The sequence below is a fragment of the Moraxella sp. CTOTU47915 genome (assembly GCF_031986685.1).
GTDB classification, from domain to species: domain Bacteria; phylum Pseudomonadota; class Gammaproteobacteria; order Pseudomonadales; family Moraxellaceae; genus Faucicola; species Faucicola tetraodonis.
This window is the reverse complement of the sequence record NZ_DAMAAE010000003.1, coordinates 154431-180250: the sequence shown is the minus strand read 5'-3', so window position 1 is coordinate 180250 and position 25820 is coordinate 154431. Positions and strand designations below refer to the sequence as shown.

Here is a 25820-nt window from a genome sequence, read left to right as displayed (position 1 = left end):
ATGCAAGTGTTAATTATTGATAACTACGATTCTTTTACCTTTAACCTATACCAATATATTGGTGAGATTTTAGCCGCAGACAATCAGCCTTTTAACGTGGTTGTCAAACGCAATAATGAGATTAGCTTAGCGGATATCCAAGCCATGAATCCTGACCGCATTATCATTTCGCCCGGTCCAGGTTCGCCCGATGACCCTGCGTATTTTGGCGTGTGTGGTGAGGTCATTACTGAGCTTGGCAAAACCATACCGCTGCTAGGCGTGTGTCTTGGCATGCAAGGGATTGCACATTTTTTTGGTGGTCAAGTGGTGCGAGCCAATGTGCCCATGCATGGCAAGACGTCACCGATTCGCCACGATGGTCAAGGCGTATATCAAGGTTTGCCACAGCAGCTTGACATCATGCGTTATCATTCACTGATGGTCGATGCCGCCTCACTCCCCGATTGTTTGATGGTAACCAGCGTGGTATCTAGTGAGCAACATAGTGATAAAAACCTCAAAGACGCTAGTCTAGCAGGCGATGAAATCATGGGCATTCGCCATCGTGACTATCCAATTCAAGGGGTGCAATATCACCCAGAATCCTTCGCCACCGAAGGCGCCAAAACGCTGCTAAAAAACTTTTTGTTAGAGTAATTTACAACAGCAGCAAAATCACCGACAACACCGCCCCAACGGCAACAAACGCCAAGCCACGCTTAAAAATTTTGGAACTTGGGGCAAATAAAAAGAAACTCGATACCACAAAAAACAATAAACTCAAGCCAAACAATACATTGAGCCCACCCATGCTACCTTTAGAGGGCGCTTTATGAAAATTCACCATTTTATCTAATACCACAGGCAGTTTTTTGCTGGTATAAGTCACCTCACCGGTTTTAGTATTGTACTGTCCGTCTTTAAAAAGCTGTATATCACCCTGCTGCTCCCTAAAATCGATGTTTTTCATTTTTAGGGTTTTGGCTAAATTTTTTTCATCAAGATTGGTTGCCACGACTTGCTTGACAGTTTCTGAAGATTTTAAAAAATCAGTGTCGCGAAATACCAGCAACATGCCACTTAGCGAATAGACCAGCATAATGCCAACCATAAAGAATCCAACATAGCGGTGCCCAAGCCTCATGTAGATACGAAAATCTTTCATTGTCATTGTTTGACTGCCTCTTAAAAAATTGAGCCGTCATTATCCAATAATAGATTGAGAATGTAAATAATAATGATTATCATTTAATTAGATAACATCGCACCCACCTATACAGACCAATTTTTGCGCCATTGGTTACTGCTGCAAACGCGCCAAATATAGACTTCACCGAGAAAGCCTATGAATCAAAAACCGTCAATCAAATTTGGTGAGACTGTTTTAACACATAGGCGTAGGCAATCTTTTTACCTTGGTCGTCATACTCCCAGTACACGCCCTGCACTTCTGGTTCAAAGCCTGGCAAGCGATTAACCCCTTCTTGCAATGCCAAGAAGTAGTCCAGCACAGCCCCATCCCACACTTCCCCAGGTACAATACAGTACACCCCTGGTGGATACGGTAGTGCACCTTCCATGGCGATTCTGCCTTTGATGTCATGCAGCGATACCAGCTCGACATCATTACGGATAAAGGCGTTATGGGCATCAAACGCGCTTATAGCAACCTTGGGGCGATGTTCGCGCTCAAACATTTGTTTTTGTCGTTTGTTGAGCTGATGTTTGGCATAGAAGTTATGCATGAGTTGGCATAGTTCATTGATGGTCAGTTTGCGGTACTGCGGATATGCCTTAGCCAGTGTCGGTAACACCTGGGTGACGGGGCTGTTTTCGCGAATGTGCTTTTCAAAACTGACAATACGGGCGACCAAGTGCTGGAATTTTGCCAAGGTTTCGGCAGGCGTCAGTAAAAATAAAATCGAGTTTAAATCGGCTTTTTCTGGAATGACCGAGCTTTCACGCAGATAATGCGCCAAAATCGCGGCAGGAATCCCTGTCGCTTCATACTCACCGGTTTGCATATCAATGCCTGGCGTGGTCAGTAGTAGTTTACAGGGATCGATAAAGTATTGGTCATCGGCATAATGCTGAAAATCATGCCAACGCGCCCCTGCCTCAAAGCGGAAAAAACGAATATCATGGGCAATGGTTTCAGTATCGTAGTCTTGCCAAGCTTGCCCATCTACTGTAGGCGGAACAAACGGCAAAATCATGGTACAAGTGTCTAGCAGCATTTTACGAGCTTCGATACCGCCGATGACACACTCATGCCACATGCGCTGACCGGCTTTACCTTCATGCATTTTGGCATTGACATCAAGTGAGGCAAACAACGGGTAAAACGGCGAGGTCGACACGTGCATCATAAACGAGTTGTTAAAGCGTTTATGATTGACATAACGGGCTTGCCCGCTGATATGGTTATCTTTTTTATGGATTTGTGAGGCTTGAGAAAAGCCAGCTTGTTGCTTGTGTACCGATTGGGTGACCAAAATCCCAGGATCATTTTCACCCAGCTCAAGCAGCAGTGGCGAGCAATCACGCATCATCGGGATAAACTGCTCATAACCCACCCAAGCACTGTCAAACAAAATATAGTCACACAGATGCCCGATGCGATCCACCACTTGGCGAGCGTTATAGATAGTGCCATCATACGTGCCCAGCTGAATTACCGCCAAGCGAAATGGGCGGGCATCATCGGCTTTATCGGGCGCAACTTCACGAATACGCTCACGGATTTCGGCTTCATCAAAACAATGGGCAGGAATGCCGCCAATCAAACCATAAGCATTACGGTCAGTCTCTAAATACACAGGCGTACCACCTGCCATGGTTAAGGCGCCTTGGTACACAGATTTGTGATTGTTACGGTCAAACAGCACCAAATCACCATGCGCCACTAAGGCACCAATCGCAATTTTATTGGAAGAGGAAGTACCGTTGAGCACAAAGTAGGTTTTATCCGCATTAAACACTTTCGCCGCATGCGCTTGTGCCTCAAAAGCTGGGCCTTCATGAATTAGCAAATCGCCTAGACGGACATCGGCATTACAGGAGTCGGCGCGAAACAGCGTTTCCCCAAAGTATAAATAAAAACGTCTGCCCGAAGGATGCTTACGAAAAAACTGTCCGCCTTGGTGCCCAGGACAGTCAAACGCCGCATTGCCATAGTCGGTATAGTCCATCAAGGCTTGGAAGAAAGGCGGATCGAGCGTGGCGATATAATCCGCCGCTGCCGCATTGACCAATTGTCCGTTATAAAACTTTTGATCATCTGCCAGCTCTAGCACACCATACACATTGGGTAGCCATTCATCAGGCACTACATCACCATATTCAATCGCCACAAATATCGGAATGGCAAAACCTAAATCTTCAATATCTTGATACACACGCGGCAAGTCTGTCATCGTGACTACAATTGCTGCAATATTGGTATAGTCGGTCGATTCAATATCGATGGTACGATAATTAAGATTTAGGGCGTATTCGATGCCATCACTGATGACTACTTTCATAATTATTTTCCTTGCTGCAACCCTATCAGTTGCCAAAGCGTTTTTTAGACAATTATCTTAACGTAAAAATATGAAAAAGTGAAAAAAAGTGCTTTTGTAGACGCTTATTACAGTGTTTGAAAATAGCCAGTAACATCGCTACCACACATCATTACGTGAATGACGTAAAATAGCTGTTAAGACCTGTTACACTAATGCTAACAATAATAAAAAGGACTCTTTCATGGGCGTAGATAACAGTATTTGGACTACTATTATTATGTATATGATTGCTGCCGTAATCTTAGGCATATTAACATATTTATGGCTAACGTTCCGACTCAAGAAAAAACAGCGCGATGATGCGATTCGTAATCAAACAATGGGAGCTAATCAAAGTATTGATAGCCAGCGCATCGATAATCAGCGTTAACTTAGATTGTCTCACAAGGATCAAGTATGCAAGTAGATAGTCAAATTTGGATGACCATTTTAGGTTTTATCAGTTTATCGATTGTGATTAGCATCGTAACCCATTTTTGGATTCGCTATCACTTAAAAAATAAAGCCGCTAAGCTGCCGCCGCAATCTCATACAAAGCATGCTAATACAACGCCTGAGTCGCCAAATAATCACTCATAAGAAAGGCGTCAAATGTTTAGCAACATGCTAAGCGCATTAGTTGGCTAATGCGCTTAGCATGCCGCTCTATCAAGTATTATGCGTCACTGTATCATGGGCTAATTTTTAAAAATATAAAAAAATACATAAAAAACAGTTGACGGCAAAAATAAAAATATATATTATACGCTCCACTTCGACATTAACGGTGAAAGCGGTCGAGGTCACGCTATCAACTAAGCGTGCTAGTGTCCCCATCGTCTAGAGGCCTAGGACATCGCCCTTTCACGGCGGTAACCGGGGTTCGAATCCCCGTGGGGACGCCAATTTTTTTAGTGTTAACGCTAAAAAATACAGTTAAAAAGCCATGCTAATTTAGTATGGCTTTTTTGTTTTTGTGGCCTTAGAAATTTTCTTTGCCTTTTTTGCTTATGCAGTTCTTTTCTTATGCGGTTTTTAGCGGCAACCTCAATAACCTCAATTTGTTGCCAAGCCATTTTTGCTAAGATTTTGCCAGATACACCTGCGCAAACTGCAAATCCTCTGGAAACGTCAGTTTGATATTGCTATGACTGCCTTCCACCAATAACGGCTGTTTGCCAAAATGCTCAAATAAACTGGCTTCATCGGTAAACGCAATCGTTTGCTCAATGGCTTGGGTTAGATAATCATACAGTGTTGCCAATGGAAAAATCTGCGGGGTTTGTGCTAGCCACAACTGACTGCGATCAAGCGTTTTTTGTGCCAATACTTTGTCTTGTGCATGGATGATTTGTTTGACCGTATCGCGCACCGGTACTGCTAATAAGCCACCCGCCGACTCCTGCCCTTGCTTTTGCTGTGACTGTCGATGCGACTGTTGCGAAAATTGCTGCATAGTCTGCGTGATCAATTTTTCTATATCGCTCGGATTGACACAAGGACGCGCAGCATCATGAATCAGCACCCAATGATTATCATACGCATGATGACTGTCCTTATCACTGAAGGCCTTGTCACTGAGGGGATTTTGATATTGTTGCCAAATCGTTTGCACGGCGTTAAACACCGAATTCATCCGCTCCTTGCCACCTATCACCCACTCGATTGGCATGCTAAAGCCCAGTGTTTTGGCAATCGTATCTTCTTCAGAAATCACCAAATAGCAACTGCTTAGCTGGTGAACTTTGCTTAGCGCCGCTATGCTGTGTTGTAGCACCGTCTGACTGCCAATATGGGTGTACTGTTTTGGCATCTGACTACCAAAGCGTTTGCCAACGCCTGCAGCGACGACCACGACGTCAATCGTAAGGTTGTTAGATAAATTGGCGGCTATCGCGTTAAATTCTGACATGGCGTCTTTTCAACAATAAAGTAAACAGTTGACAGTAAAAATTGAGACAAATATAACTTTGGCAGTTTTTATGCGTTTTTATGGTTGAGGCGTGGCGGTATTGTGGGCGGTCGGTGTGACCACATCGGTACTGTACACACTGCTAGCGGTCGACATTTGCACAAAAGTTTCACCTTGTTTGATTAAACCTAAATCGGAGCGAGCATGTTCTTCCACCGCTTCAAGTCCGTTTTTTAAGTCTTTGACATCGGCAAGCAATACCTCATTGGCTTTTTGCTGATCGGTATTGATGGATTGCTGTTCGCTGATTTGTTTATTTAACGCTGCCAAATCGCCACGACCATTGGTGCCAAACCAATACTGGTATTGTAGACATAACAACACAATCACCGCAAAAATAATCATAAACAGTTGACGCAAATAAGTCATGACAGCACTCAATAATAAAAACTTTTGGCATAAAAAAACCTTAACCCACGCATTGTAGCAAATTCAATGTCATGGGTTAAGGTTTTTATCACTTCAATGCTTTATCAAGCTGCAAAATTTAAGCTTTTGGATTTAAGCTTTTGGCGCTAAGCTTTTAAAGTTAGGCTTTTAAAGTTAGGCTTTTGGGTTACGTAAACCGATAAACTCGTCAGCACCGTGGTAGCTTGCAGTGACCATCTGCTCGATACGAAGCAGTTGGTTGTATTTGGCAACACGGTCAGAACGGCACAGTGAGCCTGTTTTGATTTGACCTGCAGCTGTCCCCACGGCTAAGTCAGCGATGGTGCTGTCTTCAGTCTCACCTGAGCGGTGTGAGATGACGGTGGCATAGCCATTTTTCTTCGCTAGATAAATGGCATCTAAAGTTTCTGATAAAGTACCAATTTGGTTGAATTTAATCAAAATCGCATTGGCAATGTGTTTATCGATACCTTCTTGTAGGATTTTTGGATTGGTCACAAACAAATCGTCACCCACGAGCTGTACTTTGTCGCCCAATTTTTGCGTTAAGTACGCCCATCCATCCCAATCGCTTTCATCTAGACCATCTTCAATCGAGATAATTGGGTATTGGCTCACAAGACCTGCTAAATAATCCGCAAAACCTTCTGAACTAAAGGCTTTATTACCTTCGCCTTCAAGTACGTATTGACCGTTTTTGTAAAACTCTGATGAGGCACAATCAAGCGCTAAGTAAATGTCTTTACCTGCGGTATATCCTGCTTGCTCAATCGCTTGCATGATGACAGTAATCGCTTCTTCGTTTGAGCGTAAGTTTGGTGCAAAGCCACCTTCATCACCGACGGCGGTGTTCAAGCCTTGTTTTTTTAGCACAGATTTTAGGCTATGAAACACTTCTGTACCCGCACGCAACGCTTCACCGAAGCTGGTGAAATTAACAGGCTCAATCATAAACTCTTGGATATCAACAGTGTTGTCCGCGTGGGCACCGCCATTTAGGATGTTCATCATCGGCACCGGCATCGATAGTGATGTTTGCCCACGTAGGTTAGCAATGTACTGGTGAAGTGGCAGTTTTTGTGATTGTGCGGCGGCACGGGCTGCTGCTAAAGATACTGCTAAGGTCGCATTGGCGCCCAATTTTTCTTTGTTTTCTGTGCCATCAAGCGCTAATAATTTGTTGTCAATGTCTTGTTGTTTTGATACATCCATATCAACCAGTGATGAACGAATTTCACTATTGACGTTGGCAACGGCTTTTTTGACCCCTTTACCTAGATAGCGTGATGCGTCACCATCACGCAGCTCAAGCGCTTCACGTGAGCCTGTCGATGCACCCGATGGCGCGGCTGCACGACCGATAGTACCATCCGCTAAAATCACATCGGCTTCAATGGTTGGGTTGCCGCGTGAGTCCAAAATTTCGCGGGCAATGATATCTTTGATTTGGTTATTGGTGGTGGTTTCTTCAGCGTACATGGCGTTTCCTGTTTTTATTCAGTAAAAGTAAAATTTTCGCCATAATAGCATATTTTGGTAAGTTTTTTTAGTAGGATAGAAAACCATATTTTGTTAGACTCATCGTAATAAATATCTACTCATATAAGCGAAAATCGTAATGATTAAAACCTCTTTATCCATCACAACCCTATGCACTTTTTTGACGCTGACTTTGTTGGGTTGTCAATCAAAAATTTTATCAAACCCACCACCAATGGTCATTACTCATCCTGAAGTCAAAAAATCACTTGATATAAATAAGCCTAATCTTTCTAGCCCTTTAGTTGTTATGCCTAGCGTTCTTACTAAAGAGGGTTATCGTATTGCACCGATGGCAAAACTGACGGGTCCACTTAATCTAAAAGATAATTGCTTGATGATAGGTGATCAAGCGGTTGTTTTTCCAGCTGAAACCACGAGCTGGGATGCGCAAAACCAAATTCTAACTATAAGAAAAACCAAATACCGTTTAGGCGATACTATGTCCGTTGGTGGGGGTGAATATTCTTATGCAGCTCTACAGCCACAACCTAAAATCAATTGCAAAGTCGAAAAAGTATGGCTAATGTGACACTTTAAATCGAGTCAATCGCAGCGCATTGAGTAGTACAGAAATCGAGCTCAGCGCCATCGCCGCTGCCGCTATCATCGGATTGAGTAGCCCAAACGCCGCTAACGGTATACCAAGACAATTATAGATAAACGCAAAAAATAGGTTTTGCTTGATATTACGCAGGGTTGCGCGAGCAATTGTGACCGCATAATCGACATGTTTGAGCGACTCGCCCATTAGCCTTGCCGTGGCGCTATGCTTGGCAATATCGGTTGCGCCTTCTACCGCAAAACTTGCAGTCGCCGTTGCCATTGCAGGCGCATCATTCACCCCATCCCCCACCATTGCTACTTTTTTGCCTTGTTGTTGCCATTCATCAATGCGCTGCGCTTTGTCACGTGGTGACAGCTCGCCAAGTGCCTTGCTGGCGTTAATCTGCTCACCCACATAATCTACCACCGATTGCTTGTCACCACTCATCACTACCACATCTAGATGATGGGCTTGCAGCGACGCAATCACCTTAACACTGTCTTGTTTAAGCTCATCGGCTAGCGCAAAGGCTGCCACAGGGGTGTCATCGATACTTACTGCCACTTGACTGGCAATTTGCCAAATGGGATTGGCTTGGGTAGTCGCTGCAGGCAACTGAAGATTGGCAAAACTTGGCGTGCCGATTTTCACCCGCCCAATAGTTGCTACCTGTGCCTGTATCCCCTGCCCGAGCACTGTCTCCACATGGCTTATGGTAAATGCCGCTGGACTTTGAGGCGTATCAGTCTGTTTATTGTAAGATTCAGCATAGTTCACTAGCGTGGTCGCAAGCGGGTGATTCGCATGACGCTCGACACTGGCAACGAGCTGCAGCAGTGCTGCTTTATCTAAGTTAAACAGTTTTAGATTGTCATCTATCAGGTACGCTGCAGATAATTGGGGTTTACCTTGGGTGATGGTGCCTGTCTTATCGAGTACTACCGTATCAATTGCGCCTGCTGCTTCTAAGGCTTGCGCATCTTTAAACCAAACCCCTGAGCGTGCTGCCACACCCATGCCCGCCATGATGGCTGCCGGCGTCGCCAGACCCAATGCACAGGGGCAAGCAATCACTAACACGGACACCGCACGCATGAGTGCCGTGTCAAACGCGCCTAAGAACCAATAATTGGCAAAAAAAGTCAACAAAGCGATGGCAACCACCACCGGCACAAAGATACCCGCGACTCTATCTGCAATACGGGCGATATGGGCTTTACTGCCTTGTGCGTCATTGAGCGCTTTTATCATATCACCGAGCCGTGTTTGGCTACCTTTGGCGGTGATTTGGTATTCAAAGCTGCCGTTTTCTACCATGGCACCTGCTAGCACCGTGCTGCCAATATGTTTAGATAGGGGCACCGACTCACCCGTCAAATGGCTCTCATCACACCAGCCTTCGCCAGCGGTGACAATGCCATCAGTGGCAATGCGAGTACCTGCTTTAGCACGTAAAATTTGACCAGCCGTGACTTGCTCGAGGGGCAGGGTTTGCCACTGCGCATCTTGGCTTTGTGGATTGGGAATTTTAACTTCTACTTGCTCAGGGGTGAGCGCTAATAGCAAATTGATGCTATTTAGGCTGTGTTTTTTGGTACGGGCTTCTAGGTATTTCCCCATTTTGACGAAGGCAATCACCATCACACTGGCTTCAAAATACACATGGGGCATGCTATGCGCCATCCCATCATGCCCCATTTGGGCTGTGGTTTGCAGATAGCTCAACCAACTATAGGTCGAATACGCCCAAATTGTCAGTGTGCCCAGCACCACCAACACGTCCATATTGGCAAGACCGCCTTTGATACTCGCCCACGCACTTTTGTAAAACGCTATCGCCAAGCCAAACTGTACGATAGTTGCCAACACAAATTGTAGCCACAGCGGCGGCATCAGTGCGTGACTGCCTATCATCATGCCTGCCATGCCAATCAAAAAAGGCAGCAAGCAAATCCAGACCGCAATCAAGGTATAGGGCACTTTCTGCTCATAGGCTTCATGCGCAAATAGCGCGTTCTGCCGCTGTACTTTTGCCTCATAGCCCGTCTTTTTCACCCATGCTACAATCTGCTCAGCGTTGGTTTGTGAGGCATCAAACTGCACCTGCGCCACTTCATTGGCATAATTGACATCAGCTTGCACAATCGCAGGCTTTTTATTAAGCACTTTTTCGATGCGGCTGGCACAGGCTTGACAAGTCATGCCATCGATATCAAGAATGATTTGCTCAGTATGGGCGTTGTCTGACGCGTGGGTGATCGATTGGGTAGTCATGATAGTGTCTGTCTTGTATGGAGTCCTTGTATGGTGTCTTTATGTGGCGTCTTTATACTACGTCAAAGCCAGCGTCTTCAATCGCTTCTTTAAGCGTGCTTTGTTGTACTTGGCCGTCATCAAAGTTGATGGTTGCGTTGTTATGGTCAAGACTGACATCGACAGATTGCACCCCTGCCACTTGATTGAGGGCATTGGTTACGCTTTTGACGCAGCCGCCACAAGTCATGCCTTCGATATTTAATGTGATGGTTTGGGTTGTCATACTACGCTCCTTTTTTAGGTGGTTTTAGGTGGCTATTTTTTTAATTAATGGGCTTGTTTGCTAAGCCAATCTTGCATTTGTTTGATTTCTGGCGTTTGCGCTTGTTTAATCTGCTTGGCGAGTGTTAGCATCGCTGGATTTTTACCATAGGTTTGCTCTATCGTTGCCATATCAATCGCGCCTTGGTGATGCGGTATCATACCCTTGGCAAAGGCAATATCAGGATTGGCGTCCATAGTCCCCTGCATCATGGCATCGTGGTTGCTCATGTCTTTTTGCTGATAGGCTTGCGTTATTTCTTTGGCATTACTCGCTGCTAGCTGACTTGATTCGTTCTTGTCCAACCAGTTTTGCATCACGCTGATTTCACTTTGCTGGGCATCGACGATTTTTTGCGCAAGGGCTTTCATCTCGGCATCTTTGCCATATTGCAGCTCCACTTTTGCCATCGCAATTGCGCCTTCATGATGCGGTATCATGCCTTTGGCAAACCCGACATCGGCATTCTTAGCTTGCACCCCTGCTGACATGGCTTGGTGCATTTTATTCATGATATCCATATAAGCCATGATATGCGGCGGCTGTGATTGTGACTGCGTATCCGCTGCCGAAGCCATATGATGCATTGACTGCGCTTGGGTCATACTCGCATGGGTACTCATTGAATCGGTACTTGATGCTGTCGTTGCAGTTTGGGTAGTGTCATTTTTTGTACAAGCCGTCATACCTAGCGCCAATGCCACCACCCATGACAAACCCATGATGTTATTCATATTAATATCCTTCAGGTTGATTTTTTACTTTCTTTGAAAAAAATATTGATTTATCACACTGTGGTATTACTATAAACCTTAACATTAGGTCAAGGTCAAGCAAAAAATGAATATTAATGAAGTCGCTAAATTGACTGAGTTATCGCCCAGACAAATTCGTGAGTACGAAAAACTCGGTTTATTACAGACCATCCAGCGCACGGACAGTGGTTACCGTGTCTTTAGCGATACCCAATTACAGCGTCTAAAATTTATCAAACATGCCCGTGATGTGGGATTTTCGTTAGCGCAAATTGAAGCGTTATTGGCTCTACAAGACAACAAGCAGCGTAGCAATGCCCAAGTCAAAGCATTAACCCGCAATCACATCGATGAACTAAGCGATAAAATACAGCGGTTACAATCAATGAAAACCACCCTGCAAGGATGGCATGATAGTTGTTTGGGAGATGGCTCGCCTACCTGTAGTATTCTAGAGGGCTTACAAGATGGCGTACAAGATGGCGTACAAGATGGCGTACAAGATGGTTCAGTGACCAAGCACGCTTGCCACATCGAGCGTAGCCACTGAACAAACAATTTAGGAAAGTCTACCATCTTTTGCCAAATCACCCGCTAAAGTGCGATTGTTGGCAGGGTTGGCAGGTGCTTCAATCGGGAACGGCTCGGTGATATAGTCCACATTGGTCAGCGCAGCTTTGAAGGCAAAAACTGACGTCTGTGTATCATCAAAGCTGACAATCACGCGATGATTTTCAGGCTCAAGATGTACTGCCTGCACCCCGCCGATGGTGGTTAAAGCTTTCATGACTTCCTCATAGCCTGCAGGGTCATGAATGCCTTTTAAATCATACGCGACTGTTTGAATTGCCATGGTTATTCCTGTATTTATGCGGTGGGTGATAAAATATTGTTCTAGTTCTATAACCTAGCACTATACCATAGCCAAAAAAAAGCCTCGTTATCGATTGATAGCATTTTAATAACGAGGCGTTGCAAATTTGTGTTAAAAGGTTGAGTAAAAATTAGTGGGTATCTAACACCTCAAACCCTTTGACTAAGGTATCAAGCTGTTTTAACTGCGCTAAAAACGGCTCAAGCTGACTCAGCCGCAGCGCACAAGGGCCATCGCATTTGGCAACATCAGGATTTGGATGCGCTTCCAAAAATAATCCTGCCAATCCTGTTGCCATGCCAGCGCGTGCTAACGTGGTAATCTGTTCTCGGCGACCGCCTGCACTATCTTCACGCGCACCTGGCTGCTGAAGGCTATGGGTCACATCAAAAAACACGGGAACCTGCATTTTTTTCATAGTGTCAAAACCCAGCATATCGACAACGAGATTGTTATAGCCAAACGCGCTGCCACGCTCGCACAAGATGATTTTATCATTACCGGCTTCAAGGCATTTATTGATGATATGCTTCATCTCATGGGGTGCCAAAAACTGTGCTTTTTTGACGTTAATAATCGCACCGGTTTTTGCCATCGCTGCTACCAAGTCAGTTTGGCGACTCAAAAACGCGGGCAACTGGATAATATCCGCCACTGCTGCCACAGGCTCAGCTTGGTACGGCTCGTGTACGTCAGTGATAATGGGCACATTGAACGCTTTTTTGATATCGCTTAGCCATTCAATGCCTTTTTCTAGACCTGGACCACGAAATGAATACAAGCTTGAGCGATTGGCTTTATCAAAACTTGCCTTAAACACATAGCCGATATTTAAGCGCTTACAGATTTCAATATAGCTTTCAGCAATCTCAAATGCCAAATCTTTGCTTTCTAGTACATTCATGCCGCCAAACAGCACAAACGGTTGATCATTGCCGATGGTGATATCGTTGAGCTGAATATGGGATTGTGGTGTCGGTAAGTTAGTGGTCATAGGGCTCTCAGTATGTTGTTAAAGTTGTTATTGATTGTCACTATAGCATAATTGGCTATAGCCAATGGCTAAAAACAAAAAACCACCTGTAACAGATGGTTTTTTGTGCATCATAAATACTATTTTTTGGTTTGTTTCGCCGCTGCAACAAAGCTATTGAACAATGGATGACCACCGCGTGGCTGGCTGGTAAATTCTGGATGGAATTGTACCGCGACATACCAAGGATGATTGGCAATCTCTACCGACTCAACCAAATGCTGTTTGGCTGAATAACCAGAAATTTTCATACCGGCATTTTCCAGCTGTTCGATATAGCGACCATTCATTTCATAGCGGTGACGATGGCGCTCAGTAATCACAGGGCTGCCATAGATTTGACGCAGTTTGCTGTCTTCCACAAGCTCGGCTTTTTGGGCACCCAAACGCATGGTACCGCCCAAATCTGAGGCGTCACTACGCACTTGTAGTTCACCTTTTTCATCAAACCATTCTGTAATCAAACCAATCAATGGCGCCTTGGTTTTTTTATCAAACTCCGTTGAGTTGGCGTCTAAACCTAATACATTGCGCGCAAACTCAATGACGGCTAATTGCATGCCCAAACAAATCCCTAAATAAGGCACATTATTTTCGCGGGTATAGCGAATCGCTTTCATTTTACCCAAGGTGCCGCGCTCACCGAATCCACCAGGGACGAGCACAGCATCGGCGGATTTAATATGCTCAAACAGGCTGTCATCATTTTCAAGTTTTTCGGCATCGACATAGTCAATATTGACTTTGACATTGTTTGCCACGCCCGCATGTAGCAAGGCTTCATTGATTGACTTATAAGCATCAGGTAGTTCGACGTATTTACCCACCATCGCCACAGTGACGGTTTCTTGGGTATTTAACAACGCTTGGGTAAACTGGTGCCAATCACTCAAGTCCGCCTCTGGCATATCTAACCCAAAGCGCTCACAAATCAAATCATCTAAATGCTGCGCGTGCAGGATACTTGGAATTTGATAAATGGATTTGGCATCTGGGCAAAGGATAACGGCACGTTGCTCAACATTGGTAAACGAGGCTATTTTTAGGCGATTATCATCGCTAATCGCGTGTTCACTACGACAAATTAATACATCAGGCTGCAAGCCAATGCTGCGTAATTCTTTGACTGAGTGCTGGGTTGGTTTGGTTTTGCTCTCGCCTGCACTCGCGATATAAGGCACGAGGGTTAAATGCATCAGCATCGCATTGTTGCGGCCAAGTTCAACTTGCATTTGACGCACCGCTTCCATGAATGGCAAGCTTTCAATATCACCGACAGTACCACCGATTTCAATCATCGCAATATCGTAGCCTTCGCCACTGGCACGGATACGCGCTTTGATTTCATCGGTAATATGCGGAATGACCTGTACCGTGCCACCCAAATAATCACCGCGACGTTCTCTCTCAATCACCGTTGAATAAATACGCCCGCTGGTAAAGTTGTTGCGCTGCGTCATTTTTGAGTGGCGCAAAAAACGCTCGTAATAGCCCAAATCAAGGTCAGTCTCTGCGCCATCTTCGGTAACAAACACTTCACCATGCTGAAACGGGCTCATTGTACCTGGATCAATATTGATATAAGGGTCCATTTTGGTCATGGTGACTTTCAGACCACGTGCCTCAAGAATCGCGGCTACCGATGCAGCGGTGATACCTTTGCCAAGTGAAGAAACGACACCGCCAGTTACAAAGATGAATTTTGTCATGTTATCTATTTCGCTCGTTGGTAAAAAAGAATTTTACTCGAAAATGCCTAGGTTTAGCAAAAAATTATTTTTATCAATAAATCGCTCACTCATAAAAAAATCCACTCATCGCTGAGTGGATTTTTTTATAACAAATTCTAGTAAAGATTAGAATTTGTATTCGATACCAGTACCGATACCAAAACCGTCTCTATCATCTTGACCTTCTTGCTCTAGATTTGAGTAGCCAGCGTATACATGACCCGTTGCATTGGCATTGAATGCATACTTACCACCTAATACTAAACGCTGTGCGTCCTTACCATCAACACCGTCAACATTTGAGGTCATTTCAGCTTGCGCGTAGGCTGTCCAAGGCGTTGCAGTTTTGTAGGTTGCGCTTACTGCAGCCAAGTTTTCTTTGTCACTTTTGTCTAAATCACTGATTTGATACAATGCACCAAGACCAATTTGGTTATTTAAGTCATAGGCACCGCTTAAGCGAGTAGTATTGAAATCACCTGATTTGATGTAGGTTGCACCAGCACGGAATGGTTGATTTGCTGGCTCATACTTCACACCTACACCAAACGCTTCTGCATCTGTGGGTAAATCAGATGCGTTATCCTCTTTAAATGCATACATACCCATGAATTGAAGACCGTTATAGGCTGGTGAAAAGTAAGCCATCGCATTGTTTACACGGTCACCATCCCAATAAGCTGCATTGAAACCGTCGTATTGACCTACAGTTTGGCTAACGTAATTGATGTTGTCATCGATTGCAGACAAACGACCAGCAACCAAAGTACCATATTGTTTGTTAGATAGACCTAAATAAGTGTCACGTGAATGAAATTGATTTTGTGATTTGCCTTTCACAGTGCCACCGTTGTCACTATCAATTTCAACACCATACTCTAATTGGTATACCAAGTCAGTATTAGCTGTTAGTGCTTCGGCACCTTTAAAACCAATACGTGAGGCAGTAGAATTCAACTTAGTAGTTGATTCATCGTCAAAATCAGAATAATCAACTGTAACTAACGCTTTACCATAAACAGTTGGAGCAGCATGGGCAGCAGAAACTGAAAGTGCAGCGACGGCTGTGGCTAAAAGTAATTTTTTCATAGGACATCTCTATCAGGAAAAACAAATTTTAGATAACTGGTGACTTGTCAGCACCACTACCTCTCCGAACGACCAAAGCAAGAAAATCTTTACTTTGATTATTATTAATAGCGTCAACTATTAACTGTATAAGTCTAGCAATAAAGTATGAATATATTTACATTTTATTCGTACTAATTACTAAAAACATACTTCTAACTACTAGGATAACAATTTTGAAATATTTTGCAATAGTTTTTTTAATTTTTACGTGATTGTAAGTTTATTTTTAATCTTAGTGACATAATATTCTTTCTAGTATTAAATCATATTTTTTTTAATTAATTTTTTAGCGTTAATGAAAATAAAAAAGCTAACTAAAAAATTAGTTAGCTTTTACAGCAATCTAAAAGTTAGATATATTAGAACTTATATTCTAAGCCACCACCCACGATTGTTCTATCTGAAACATTATCAGTATCGATTTGTGCAGCGTACAAGTGACCTTTGGTAGCTTTGTTAAAGCTATATTCAGCACCTAACGCAACTTCAGTAGCATCACGGTCTTTCACGCCATTTTGGTTTGAAGTGTCAATATATTGTGCTTTAACCGCCCATGGCGTTGCCCCAATTTTGTATTTACCGCTTAACAGCCATGATTTCTCATTATCATCAGTGTTAAAGTCATAATCTTGATATAGCGCACCCAGTGTTAGACCATCAACCATGTTCATTTTGCCCATATCTACTGAGCCCGCTAAACGCCATCCACTTGTATCTTTACCATATACTGAATTGTCATAACCTAAACCGATATATACACCATTTTGGTCATAGTTTACCATTGCAGAGTAAGCATTTTTCTTGTCACGATAGACGGCAGGTTTTGCTGGTGTACCTTTAGTGTAACCAATAATGTTTTTACCAGTCACATCATAAATCGCTTGTGGTGCAACGGCTGCAACAGCTGGCGTAGCTACACATTTATCATCATCATTTTTAGAGCATTCATCGAGGCTCACCGCGCCTAAAAAGGTAACTGGCATACCTACCAATGTTGGTGATTTATAAGCAATCACGTTGTCAACGCGTTGTTCACCCGCCATTAGCTTACCTAACGCTACGTTATCGTAATCATTGAATACATCAACACTGCCTTTAGTTAGTTTAAATGGTGTGTCGTGACGACCGGCAAGTAAAGTACCCATAGTGTTATGAGCTAAACCGATGAATGTATTACGAGAGTAAAATTGTTGGTTGGTTTTACGGGCATTGCTATCAGCATCAACATCAATACCGTATTCCAATTGATACACAAGTTTAGTAGTATCAGTAAGATCATCTTCACCTTTAAAACCAATACGTGAAGAGTTAGAAACTAATTTTGTACTAGAAGTATCATCATTTTTAGCAGTTTTATCATCAACATCTGTATATTCGCCAGTTAATAAGACTTTACCATATACAGTCGGTGCAGCATGGGCAGCAGTGATTGAAACTAGAGCGATAGCAGAAGCTAGAGCGATTTTTTTCATAAGGATTTCTCCACAGTATCCTAGGTGAAACTACACAGATGCGTAGCAATTCTTTTGTATAGATAGATTTTGCCAACAATTTGTTACAAAACAATGAAAAAGTTAACAGAATCTAAAACTTTCTTTGTGAAATTAGAGTAATTCACTCTGAAACATTTTGCAATATTTTTATGCCATAAAAAAACCACCAGTTACAAATCTGATGGTTTTTTGAATAATTGATAGGTTTGAATGGCTAAAATCTAGTTAGCTTTGAGATTAAGACGGGCTTGATGTAACAATGGCTCAGTATATCCGCTGGGTTGTACTGTACCTTTAAAGATAAGATCGCGAGCTGCATTATATGCCCAAGTGTTATAGTCATTTGCCATTGGGATATAAGCAGGATCGTCTTTACTTTGCTCATCGACCATTTTTGCCATACGTTTGAGTACGTCATCCACTTGCTCAGGCGTCACAACCCCATGCGTTAGCCAGTTGGCGACGTGCTGGCTAGAAATACGCAAGGTAGCGCGGTCTTCCATCAAGGCAACGTCGTCAATATCCAGTACCTTAGAACAGCCAACGCCTTGGTCAACCCAGCGCGCTACATATCCTAAGATACCTTGAATGTTGTTTTCAAGCTCGGCAGTTTTTTGCTCATCTGTCCAGTTGGTATCCGTAGCAAGTGGCACGGTCAAAATGTCATCAAGCTTGGCGGGCTCGCGGTCTTTGATATTATCTAACACGTCCATGACGTTGGTTTCATGGTAATGCATGGCGTGAAGCGTCGCGCCTGTCGGTGATGGTACCCAAGCACAAGTCGCGCCTGATTTTGGATGATTGGACTTGGTGGCAACCATTTCTTTCATGTTGTCAGGTTTTGCCCACATGCCTTTACCGATTTGCGCTTTACCAGGTAAGCCCAATTTGACGCCCATGTCTACGTTCCAACGCTCATAAGCATTGAGCCAATCGGTATTTTTCATGTCGTTTTTACGGACAAAGGGACCTGCTTTCATACTGGTGTGCATCTCGTCACCGGTACGATCCATAAAGCCTGTGTTAATAAAGATAACGCGGTTTTTAGCAACGCGGATACATTCTTTTAAGTTAACGGTAGTACGGCGCTCTTCATCCATGATACCGACTTTTAAGGTATTCTCGGGTAGGTTTAACGCTTTTTCTACCGCTGAGAATAAATCTACCGTAAATTGCACTTCTTCTGGACCGTGCATTTTTGGTTTTACGATATACATTGAACCTGTACGTGAATTGCTTAAGCTGTTTTTACCCAAGATATCTGGCAGGCTACACAGTGGTGTGATTAGCGCATCCATGATACCTTCATAAATTTCTTCTTGCTGACCTTCAAAATCGACTAAAATCGCGGGGTTGGTCATCAAGTGACCGACGTTGCGAATTAGCATCACTGAACGGCCGTGCAAGGTGATTTTACCACCATCTGGTGCAGTATATTCACGGTCAGGGTGCATGGCGCGCGTGGTTTGTTTGCCATTTTTTTCAAAGGTGTCTTTCAGGTCGCCTTTCATCAAGCCAAACCAGTTGCGATATACTTCTACTTTCTCTTCGGCGTCAACGGCAGCGACTGAGTCTTCACAGTCTTGAATGGTGGTAACCGCGGCTTCCATCAAGACATCTTTGATGCCTGCAGGGTCATCTTTACCCACATGGCTTGATGGGTCGATTTGGATTTCGGCATGTAGGCCGTTGTTTTTCAGTAAAATACCCGTTGGATTTGCCGCATCGCCTAGAAAACCTGCGAATTTTTCTGGCTGGGCTAATGAGGTAGTTTTATCGCCTTGAAGTATCACTAATTTACCGTCTTCAACCTTAAAACCGGTAACGTCAGCATATTTACCCTCAGCTAAGGCAAAGTTGGCATCCAAGAAGTTTTTGGCGTATTTTACGACTTCGGCACCACGAACAGGGTTGTAGCCTTTGCCTTTTTCTGCGCCATTGGTCTCATCGATGACATCAGTACCGTATAGCGCATCATACAAGCTGCCCCAACGCGCATTTGCTGCGTTTAGCGCATAACGGGCATTGCGTACGGGTACCACTAACTGTGGGCCTGCGATATGGGCGATTTCGTCATCCACGTTTTGGGTTTCAACCAAAAAGTCATCGCCTTCTGGCACGATGTAATTGATGTCTTTTAAAAATTGGGTATAAGCGGCTTTATCGATTTGACCGTTGCTAGCGGGGTTTTTGTCATGCCAGTCATCGATTTGGGTTTGAATCTCGTCACGTTTTGCCAACAATGCTTTATTACGGGGTTGGAATGCTTTGACAATTTTTTCAAATTCTTGCCAATATTTTTCGTTATCGATGCCCACGACTGGCGTAACTTCATTGGCAATGAAGTTATAAAGCTCTGTATCAATCGCTAGACTACCCTTTTGAACGCGTTGTGACATGGCATTTTTCCTTATGTTATGACCTAAAATAGCAAAAAATTCACATTTGATTATACGAACATCATTTATAAAAATAAAGAAATAAAAACTATTTATTTTTTAAATAATCGTTATATATAAATTTTTGTGCTAAGGGTTTTATCGCTGATTTTTGGTAAAATATCACTTTATTAACTTGTGAATAAGTGAGTAACCCCTTGTCAAATTCCGCTCTTATCAATAACCCACTACAAACGGACAGCAGTTTTGATGAATTAGCCGTCATCGACTTGGATAACGATAACTCTGTCTATCAGCCAAAACCCATTGATATCACCCCTGTTTTGGCGTTTTTGGGTTGTACGACGTCGGATAAATGGCTAAAAGCCGCAATGGCAGATTTGCCGACCATCATCCAAGATCATGCCAATTGTGAAAAAAAAGCCGCAGGCACGGCGATGAATTTGATTTTTCGCTATATGTCGCATACCGAGCTGCAATTAAAACTTGCTCAGCTGATTCGAGAAGAAATGCTCCATTATGAGCAAGTGATGGGATTGATGGCAGAGCGTGGACAAGCGTGGCAACATATTGCTGCAGGTCGCTACGCCACGGGTATGCTCAAACATAAACGCACTTATGAGCCGCAAGCGATGATAGACACGTTAATTATTGGTGCTTTCATCGAAGCCAGATCGTGTGAACGTTTTTGGGCACTGTCACAAGTGATTGAGGATGAGCGTTTGGCAAAATATTATCGCTATTTGCTAAGATCAGAAAGTCGCCATTTCGAAGATTATTTGGCATTGGCGCAAAGTATCAGTCACGAGCCGATTGATGCGCGGGTGGCGTTTTTTCGTCAAATAGAAACGCAGCTCATCAATGAACCCGATGATGAATTACGCTTTCATAGTGGGGTACCCAGTTGGATTGCATGAGGTTGGATTGCGTGAGGTTTTTGTAGACTGTAACGATAAAAAAAGCTAACCATCAAATGGGGTGGATGGTTAGCTATTACAATTACAATTTAATCCTTAAACTGACTCACTGCCATTTACTGTCACTCACTACCAACGCTTGGAATAGAGCCATCAGGATTTATAGTGCGTTTTTGGGCATTTTCTGGGGTACTATAAAGATTGCGCTCATTAATGGTGTCGCTTTTTAGCTGTTCATTACCAACCGCGTCCCCGCCAATGGTATGTTCATTAACATTATCATCAAACGCTTGTCCCGGTTGGTTACGACGATCGACAAACTCGGCAGACTTATCGCCTAAATTAACGTGTTTGGTTTGTGCTTCTGGTGAATTCATGGTCATTCCTTTTTCGATATCAACCCAATAAAATGCTTAAACTTAACTTAGTGATATCGAAAATTAGTGATCTCGGTCGATATCTACACTACCATCTGATAATGTATGCAGTGAATTTTCTGCATTAAGATTGGCTTGGGCAGTTTGCTGTAATTTCTGCGCCTCTTCCTCAGAAATACGTGCCACATTTTCATCCGATAATTCGCCATTCGCCACGTCTTCTGCGGATTGGACTTTTACCGCCGCTTGTGGAGTATTATCAAAAATATCAGGCGTTTCCATTGAGGGTGACATGCCTGTGGTCAAACCATCCCCTGATTGGTGAGTGACACTGTCTTCTACTACAACGGCTTGGGGGGTCACAGCAACACCCGTTTTTGGATCTACAATTTCTACGTTATTTTGATTTTGCATTTTTTATTCCTTTAATTAATTGTTATCGCTCAATTGGTTATTATTTTTACAGGTTGAGCTATATAAATTAGTCAATCAAAATTTAATGATTAAAAGCTTAGTATTCAAAAGCTTAACAATTAAAATTCTAGCGGTTGTCAGTACGCAATGACTCGTCAATAAAAGGGGTGTTTTCACTTTTGTCTAAGTCTTGTGGCTCACCTTTCACGCTATTTTGCTTGTCCAAATTTTCTGATAATTGACTGGGATCCACATTTTCTGTCGCTTTTTGAATCTCGGTTTGGTTGCTTGACTGATTCTGTGATTGATTTTGTGCTTGATTCTGTGACATGGTAATTTTCCTTATGTTTTTTATTAGTATCAATTTAAGTCAAAGATTTTAACCATAGACTTTTAAATAGAGCGCGATTAAATTTATGTAAAAAAAATAGCCAATTCAATCGCTTTTATACTTATAATTTCATGATTTGATAGTAGCAAATAAAGGCGGTTAGTGATAAGTATTCGCGTAACAAGCTGTTATCACTATGTGATAAGTGTTTAGCTGTGTGAAATTTTAGCAGATTTATTACTATTCGGTAAATTTTGAACGCTAGGTGTAAGTCAGCGCATTCATCAACAAAAAACCGCCATCTTCTGTAGATAGCGGTGTAATTGACTCAAAACCTATGACTAGCAAAATTAGCTTTTTCTGGTGATTTTGGCTAATAAATAATCTTGTGCCGAGAATGCTGTTTCACCTTCACCAGGGGTAATCGCTCGCCATGTACCTTTGGCATCAAGCTCCCATGCATTGACATTGTCATTGAGGTAATTGTGCAAATCTTCCATAATGCGTTTAAAGACGACCGGGTCTTCAATGGGGAAAGCCACTTCAACACGGCTAAACAAATTACGATCCATCCAGTCTGCACTGGCGCAATATAAACGGTGGGTACGTTTGCCATTAGCATTGGGATTTTGATGGCCATTGGCAAAATAATACACGCGGGTATGCTCCAAAAACCGCCCGACGATAGAGCGCACGGTGATGTTGTCGGATACGCCGGGTAATTGCGGACGAATACAACACATCGAACGAATAATCAGATTGACTTTAACGCCTGCTTGCGATGCTTCATATAGCTTGTCAATCAATAGTTTTTCGGTCATCGCATTGACCTTGATAATGATATGCGCCTCTTTGCCTGCTTTGGCATGGGCAATTTCGTTGTCGATAAAGCCCATGAGTCTGTCATGCAAGGTGAAGGGGGCATGCAGTAGTTTTTGCACTTTGGCTGGTTTGCCCATGCCTGTGAGTTCGTTAAAGATTTTATGCACATCTTCGGTGATTGCTTCATTGGCGGTAAATAGACCATAGTCGGTATAAGCTTTGGCATTGCCCGCATGGTAGTTACCCGTGCCCAAATGCACATAGCGGCGGATTTTATCTTCCTCACGGCGCACAATCATCATCAGCTTGGCGTGGGTCTTGTAGCCTACGATGCCATACACCACCACTGCCCCAGCCTGCTGCAGAAAGTTTGCTACTTCGATGTTGGATTTTTCATCAAAGCGCGCACGCAGCTCAATCACAGCGGTGACTTCTTTGCCTTTACGCGCAGCTTCCGCCAGCGCTTGGACAATTTCAGAATTTGTCCCTGAGCGGTAAAGGGTCTGTTTGATGGCTAATACATGCGGGTCATTGGCGGCTTGGCGCAAAATGTTGACCACAGGTGAAAACGAATGAAACGGGTGATGCACCAATACATCTTGCTTACGAATGGCATGGAACACATTTTCATTTTTGTCCAAGCTATCACGGCGAAACGCTTTGGGAATGGCATGATTAAACGACTGATAACGCAAATTTGGGATTTTAAAATCAAACAACAAGCGCGTCAAATTGACAGGACCATTGACACGGTATAGCTGCTCTTGGCTTAAACCAAACTCATCAAGTAGATAATCCACCATCGGCTGTGGGCAATAGGTCGTCACTTCTAAGCGCACTTTGGCACCAAATCGTCGGTTCTCTAACTCACCTTCCAACGCTTTCGCCAAGTCTTCGACATCATCGGATAAATCTAAATCGGCGTTACGGGTCAAACGAAATTGGTGGCAGCCAGTGACCGTCATGCCAGGGAACAAGTCTTCGATATGCCCGTGAATCACTGCGGTGAGCATGATATGATGTTCTTTACCGCCTGTCAGTTCATTGGGTAAGCGAATAACCCGCGGTAAGCTTCGGGGTGCAGGGACAATTGCCATGTTAATATCGCGACCAAAGCCATCTTTGCCCTCTAAGCCCACCATAAAATTCAAGCTTTTATTCACCAATCTAGGAAAAGGATGTGCAGGGTCAATACTAATCGGCGTCAGCACCGGCGCGACTTGTTCGGCAAAGTATTTTTTTACCCATGCGGCTTGCTCTTGGGTCAATTCATCACGTTTTAAGTAGCGAATGTCTTGCTCCGCCAGTGCAGGCAAAATTTCATCGTTCAAAATACGGTATTGCTCATCTACCGCATGATGGGCGATTTCAGAGATATATGACAAAACCTTACTGGGGCGTATACCATCGATACTGCTCACCACATCGCCCATTTGTACTTTTTGCATCAAGCCTGCGACACGGATTTCAAAAAATTCATCTAAATTGGATGAAAAAATGATCAAGAAAAATAGTCTTTCAAGCAGTGGGTGGCGGGGATTGGTGGCTTGGGCGAGTACCCGCTGATGGAACTGTAACAGTGACAATTCACGATTAAAATACAGCTCGCTATCGTCTTGTTTGTATTCAAACACGTTTGGGTAGCAAATACTGTTAAAGCCTAGTATCGGATTAATTTCTGATACATACTCTTCGCTGGGTCTATCTTGTTTAGCAGTGTTTGGCATAGCACAGTCCTTTTATGGTCAAGCATTTTTAACAGTGTAAAGTTAACAATGTAATGATAAGCGTGTAATGATAAATGAGTTTCTTGACTATTCCGTGTCGGGCAAATCTGCCGCACCCATGCGCCGTAGAATAATTTGGGTTTTGTTAAGCAGGCGGCGGTCGTTACGGTGGTCTTCAAAATATTTGGGGTTAGGTAGCATGGCAATCAAAGATGCGGCTTGTCGCTTGGTCAAATGCGCTGCCGACTTATGGTAGTAGTGCTGAGCGGCTGCTTCAATGCCATACACGCCTTTGCCAAACTCTGCGACATTGAGATAAGCAAGCAAAATCCGCTCTTTGGTCCACATATTTTCAATCATCAAGGTAATTAACGCTTCTTCGCCTTTGCGAAAATACGAGCGATTGGGGTATAAAAATAAATTCTTGGCAAGCTGTTGGCTAATGGTTGAGCCGCCCGCGCTGATAGCCCCCGCTTTTTCATTTTTCTTAATCGCATTCTCAATGCCCTGCACATCAAAGCCAGCGTGATTGACAAAGTTGGCATCTTCACTGGCAATCGCCGCGCGTTTTACATTCACCGAAATTTGATTATCATCCACCCACGTCTGGCTGACAGGGGCAAAATTGCCCAAGCGATACAGTATCATGAACATACTGTTATTGATAGGCTGGGTTTTCCAGACAACCAATAAGGCTGCAACTATTACATGAAACGCAACAAAACAGGCAATGACTATGAGCAAAATACGCTTGAACCAGCCGCCAAACCCGATACCGCGGTTGGTGGGTGGTAAAGCTGTGTTGACAGGTTTGGGCTTTAACGACATTTTGGTAGCGGGTTTGGTCACGGTGTATTCCTAACGGCGGGGGCAAAAGCAGCGATGGCTTAAGCTAAAAATATAACGTATTATGGCATTTTTGGCTACATGCTAAGGCAGAATATGTCCGACTTCGACGCGCAACACATGACAAATCCGCACGATCACATGATGGCTGACCCAACTACTTGGCGATTATATGGCACAGTGGGCTGTCATCTGTGTGAAATCGCTGAAAGCTTATTGCTGCAAGCACAAGCCGTTGCCGATATACGCTGGCAGTCGATTGATATTGCCGAGCTGCCAGAACAAGAGATGCTGGAATTTGCTGATAAAATACCTGTGCTAGTTACCGCTACCAAGACGTTATATTATCCTTTTTCCATCATGGATATTATAGCGTTAAGCTGAAAAGCCCATATAGATTATTGGCATAATATTAAAA

26 protein-coding genes and 1 tRNA gene are annotated in these 25820 nt (G+C 43.5%); 8 read left to right on the top strand and 19 right to left on the bottom strand.

Annotated features, from left to right (window positions below; translation table 11 throughout):
* Positions 1 to 639, top strand: coding sequence for an anthranilate synthase component II (locus tag RTL34_RS04135; protein ID WP_312114792.1), 639 nt, complete (start codon positions 1 to 3; stop codon positions 637 to 639).
* Between the two features lies 1 nt (position 640).
* Here RTL34_RS04135 and RTL34_RS04130 read toward each other — a convergent pair whose 3' ends face one another.
* Both RTL34_RS04130 and speC read right to left on the bottom strand, forming a co-directional pair.
* Entirely contained in the window at positions 641 to 1153 is a 513-nt protein-coding gene (locus RTL34_RS04130; RefSeq protein ID WP_312114790.1) for a hypothetical protein, read from the bottom strand.
* A 193-nt stretch (positions 1154 to 1346) separates the two neighbouring features.
* Positions 1347 to 3506: an ornithine decarboxylase gene (gene speC / locus RTL34_RS04125; RefSeq protein ID WP_219330804.1), complete on the bottom strand. Its 2160-nt coding sequence runs from the start codon at positions 3504 to 3506 to the stop codon at positions 1347 to 1349.
* Between the two features lie 223 nt (positions 3507 to 3729).
* Here speC and RTL34_RS04120 point away from each other — a divergent pair, with 223 nt between their 5' ends.
* The 3 genes from RTL34_RS04120 to RTL34_RS04110 all read left to right on the top strand — a co-directional run bounded on the left by RTL34_RS04120 (position 3730) and on the right by RTL34_RS04110 (position 4432).
* The gene (locus RTL34_RS04120) at positions 3730 to 3918 is read left to right on the top strand and encodes a hypothetical protein (protein ID WP_007116099.1); all 189 of its coding nucleotides are present in this window, start codon (positions 3730 to 3732) and stop codon (positions 3916 to 3918) included.
* Positions 3919 to 3944: 26 nt separating this feature from the next.
* Positions 3945 to 4127, top strand: a complete 183-nt coding sequence (locus RTL34_RS04115; RefSeq protein WP_312114787.1) for a hypothetical protein — start codon at positions 3945 to 3947, stop codon at positions 4125 to 4127.
* A 229-nt stretch (positions 4128 to 4356) separates the two neighbouring features.
* Positions 4357 to 4432 (top strand) — tRNA-Glu (locus RTL34_RS04110).
* Positions 4433 to 4608: 176 nt separating this feature from the next.
* On the opposite strand, the gene ispD is transcribed toward RTL34_RS04110, so the two are convergent.
* From ispD to eno, 3 genes are all read right to left on the bottom strand, one after another.
* Entirely contained in the window at positions 4609 to 5439 is an 831-nt protein-coding gene (ispD, locus tag RTL34_RS04105; protein WP_312114785.1) for a 2-C-methyl-D-erythritol 4-phosphate cytidylyltransferase, read from the bottom strand.
* A gap of 78 nt (positions 5440 to 5517) precedes the next feature.
* A complete protein-coding gene (locus tag RTL34_RS04100) occupies positions 5518 to 5868 on the bottom strand; it encodes a septum formation initiator family protein (protein ID WP_282842299.1) in 351 nt (116 codons plus the stop codon).
* 174 nt (positions 5869 to 6042) lie between these two features.
* Positions 6043 to 7368, bottom strand: a complete 1326-nt coding sequence (eno, locus tag RTL34_RS04095; protein WP_050325797.1) for a phosphopyruvate hydratase — start codon at positions 7366 to 7368, stop codon at positions 6043 to 6045.
* A gap of 139 nt (positions 7369 to 7507) precedes the next feature.
* Between eno and RTL34_RS04090 the strand changes: the two genes are divergently transcribed.
* Positions 7508 to 7960 carry a hypothetical protein gene (locus RTL34_RS04090; RefSeq protein WP_065253194.1) on the top strand — a complete coding sequence of 151 codons (453 nt, stop codon included), beginning with the start codon at positions 7508 to 7510 and terminating at the stop codon, positions 7958 to 7960.
* Here RTL34_RS04090 and RTL34_RS04085 read toward each other — a convergent pair.
* Genes RTL34_RS04085 through copM form a run of 3 tightly spaced genes read right to left on the bottom strand, consistent with a single transcriptional unit; the run spans position 7952 to position 11287 of the window.
* Positions 7952 to 10249 carry a heavy metal translocating P-type ATPase gene (locus RTL34_RS04085; RefSeq protein ID WP_065253195.1) on the bottom strand — a complete coding sequence of 766 codons (2298 nt, stop codon included), beginning with the start codon at positions 10247 to 10249 and terminating at the stop codon, positions 7952 to 7954. The genes RTL34_RS04090 and RTL34_RS04085 overlap by 9 nt on opposite strands.
* A 52-nt stretch (positions 10250 to 10301) precedes the next feature.
* A complete protein-coding gene (locus tag RTL34_RS04080) occupies positions 10302 to 10514 on the bottom strand; it encodes a heavy-metal-associated domain-containing protein (RefSeq protein ID WP_007116106.1) in 213 nt (70 codons plus the stop codon).
* A gap of 44 nt (positions 10515 to 10558) precedes the next feature.
* The gene (gene copM / locus RTL34_RS04075; protein ID WP_065253196.1) at positions 10559 to 11287 is read right to left on the bottom strand and encodes a CopM family metallochaperone; all 729 of its coding nucleotides are present in this window, start codon (positions 11285 to 11287) and stop codon (positions 10559 to 10561) included.
* Between the two features lie 106 nt (positions 11288 to 11393).
* On the opposite strand from copM, the gene RTL34_RS04070 reads away from it, so the two are divergent.
* Positions 11394 to 11858 carry a MerR family DNA-binding protein gene (locus tag RTL34_RS04070; protein WP_312114779.1) on the top strand — a complete coding sequence of 155 codons (465 nt, stop codon included), beginning with the start codon at positions 11394 to 11396 and terminating at the stop codon, positions 11856 to 11858.
* Between the two features lie 9 nt (positions 11859 to 11867).
* On the opposite strand, the gene RTL34_RS04065 is transcribed toward RTL34_RS04070, so the two are convergent.
* The 6 genes from RTL34_RS04065 to RTL34_RS04040 all read right to left on the bottom strand — a co-directional run bounded on the left by RTL34_RS04065 (position 11868) and on the right by RTL34_RS04040 (position 19968).
* Entirely contained in the window at positions 11868 to 12161 is a 294-nt protein-coding gene (locus RTL34_RS04065; RefSeq protein ID WP_007116109.1) for a heavy-metal-associated domain-containing protein, read from the bottom strand.
* A gap of 151 nt (positions 12162 to 12312) precedes the next feature.
* Positions 12313 to 13176, bottom strand: coding sequence for a 3-deoxy-8-phosphooctulonate synthase (gene kdsA / locus RTL34_RS04060; protein ID WP_312114776.1), 864 nt, complete (start codon positions 13174 to 13176; stop codon positions 12313 to 12315).
* A 119-nt stretch (positions 13177 to 13295) separates the two neighbouring features.
* Positions 13296 to 14924, bottom strand: a complete 1629-nt coding sequence (locus RTL34_RS04055; protein ID WP_312114774.1) for a CTP synthase — start codon at positions 14922 to 14924, stop codon at positions 13296 to 13298.
* Positions 14925 to 15071: 147 nt separating this feature from the next.
* The gene (locus tag RTL34_RS04050) at positions 15072 to 16034 is read right to left on the bottom strand and encodes a porin (RefSeq protein ID WP_312114773.1); all 963 of its coding nucleotides are present in this window, start codon (positions 16032 to 16034) and stop codon (positions 15072 to 15074) included.
* Positions 16035 to 16435: 401 nt separating this feature from the next.
* Complete coding sequence (locus RTL34_RS04045) at positions 16436 to 17548, bottom strand: porin (RefSeq protein WP_050325806.1); 1113 nt, start codon at positions 17546 to 17548, stop codon at positions 16436 to 16438.
* A gap of 242 nt (positions 17549 to 17790) precedes the next feature.
* The gene (locus RTL34_RS04040) at positions 17791 to 19968 is read right to left on the bottom strand and encodes a malate synthase G (RefSeq protein WP_312114771.1); all 2178 of its coding nucleotides are present in this window, start codon (positions 19966 to 19968) and stop codon (positions 17791 to 17793) included.
* Between the two features lie 269 nt (positions 19969 to 20237).
* On the opposite strand from RTL34_RS04040, the gene RTL34_RS04035 reads away from it, so the two are divergent.
* A complete protein-coding gene (locus RTL34_RS04035) occupies positions 20238 to 20885 on the top strand; it encodes a MiaE family protein (RefSeq protein ID WP_409455438.1) in 648 nt (215 codons plus the stop codon).
* A 122-nt stretch (positions 20886 to 21007) separates the two neighbouring features.
* Here the strand turns inward: RTL34_RS04035 and RTL34_RS04030 are convergent, their stop codons facing one another.
* The 5 genes from RTL34_RS04030 to mtgA all read right to left on the bottom strand — a co-directional run bounded on the left by RTL34_RS04030 (position 21008) and on the right by mtgA (position 25384).
* Complete coding sequence (locus RTL34_RS04030; protein ID WP_050325808.1) at positions 21008 to 21262, bottom strand: hypothetical protein; 255 nt, start codon at positions 21260 to 21262, stop codon at positions 21008 to 21010.
* 63 nt (positions 21263 to 21325) lie between these two features.
* Entirely contained in the window at positions 21326 to 21676 is a 351-nt protein-coding gene (locus RTL34_RS04025; protein WP_065253205.1) for a hypothetical protein, read from the bottom strand.
* A gap of 127 nt (positions 21677 to 21803) precedes the next feature.
* Complete coding sequence (locus RTL34_RS04020) at positions 21804 to 22007, bottom strand: hypothetical protein (RefSeq protein WP_065253206.1); 204 nt, start codon at positions 22005 to 22007, stop codon at positions 21804 to 21806.
* 350 nt (positions 22008 to 22357) lie between these two features.
* A complete protein-coding gene (gene ppk1 / locus RTL34_RS04015; RefSeq protein WP_312114767.1) occupies positions 22358 to 24556 on the bottom strand; it encodes a polyphosphate kinase 1 in 2199 nt (732 codons plus the stop codon).
* A gap of 87 nt (positions 24557 to 24643) precedes the next feature.
* Positions 24644 to 25384 carry a monofunctional biosynthetic peptidoglycan transglycosylase gene (gene mtgA, locus RTL34_RS04010; protein WP_083710758.1) on the bottom strand — a complete coding sequence of 247 codons (741 nt, stop codon included), beginning with the start codon at positions 25382 to 25384 and terminating at the stop codon, positions 24644 to 24646.
* 114 nt (positions 25385 to 25498) lie between these two features.
* Here mtgA and RTL34_RS04005 point away from each other — a divergent pair, with 114 nt between their 5' ends.
* Positions 25499 to 25786 carry a glutaredoxin family protein gene (locus RTL34_RS04005; protein ID WP_282850335.1) on the top strand — a complete coding sequence of 96 codons (288 nt, stop codon included), beginning with the start codon at positions 25499 to 25501 and terminating at the stop codon, positions 25784 to 25786.
* Positions 25787 to 25820: the final 34 nt, after the last annotated feature.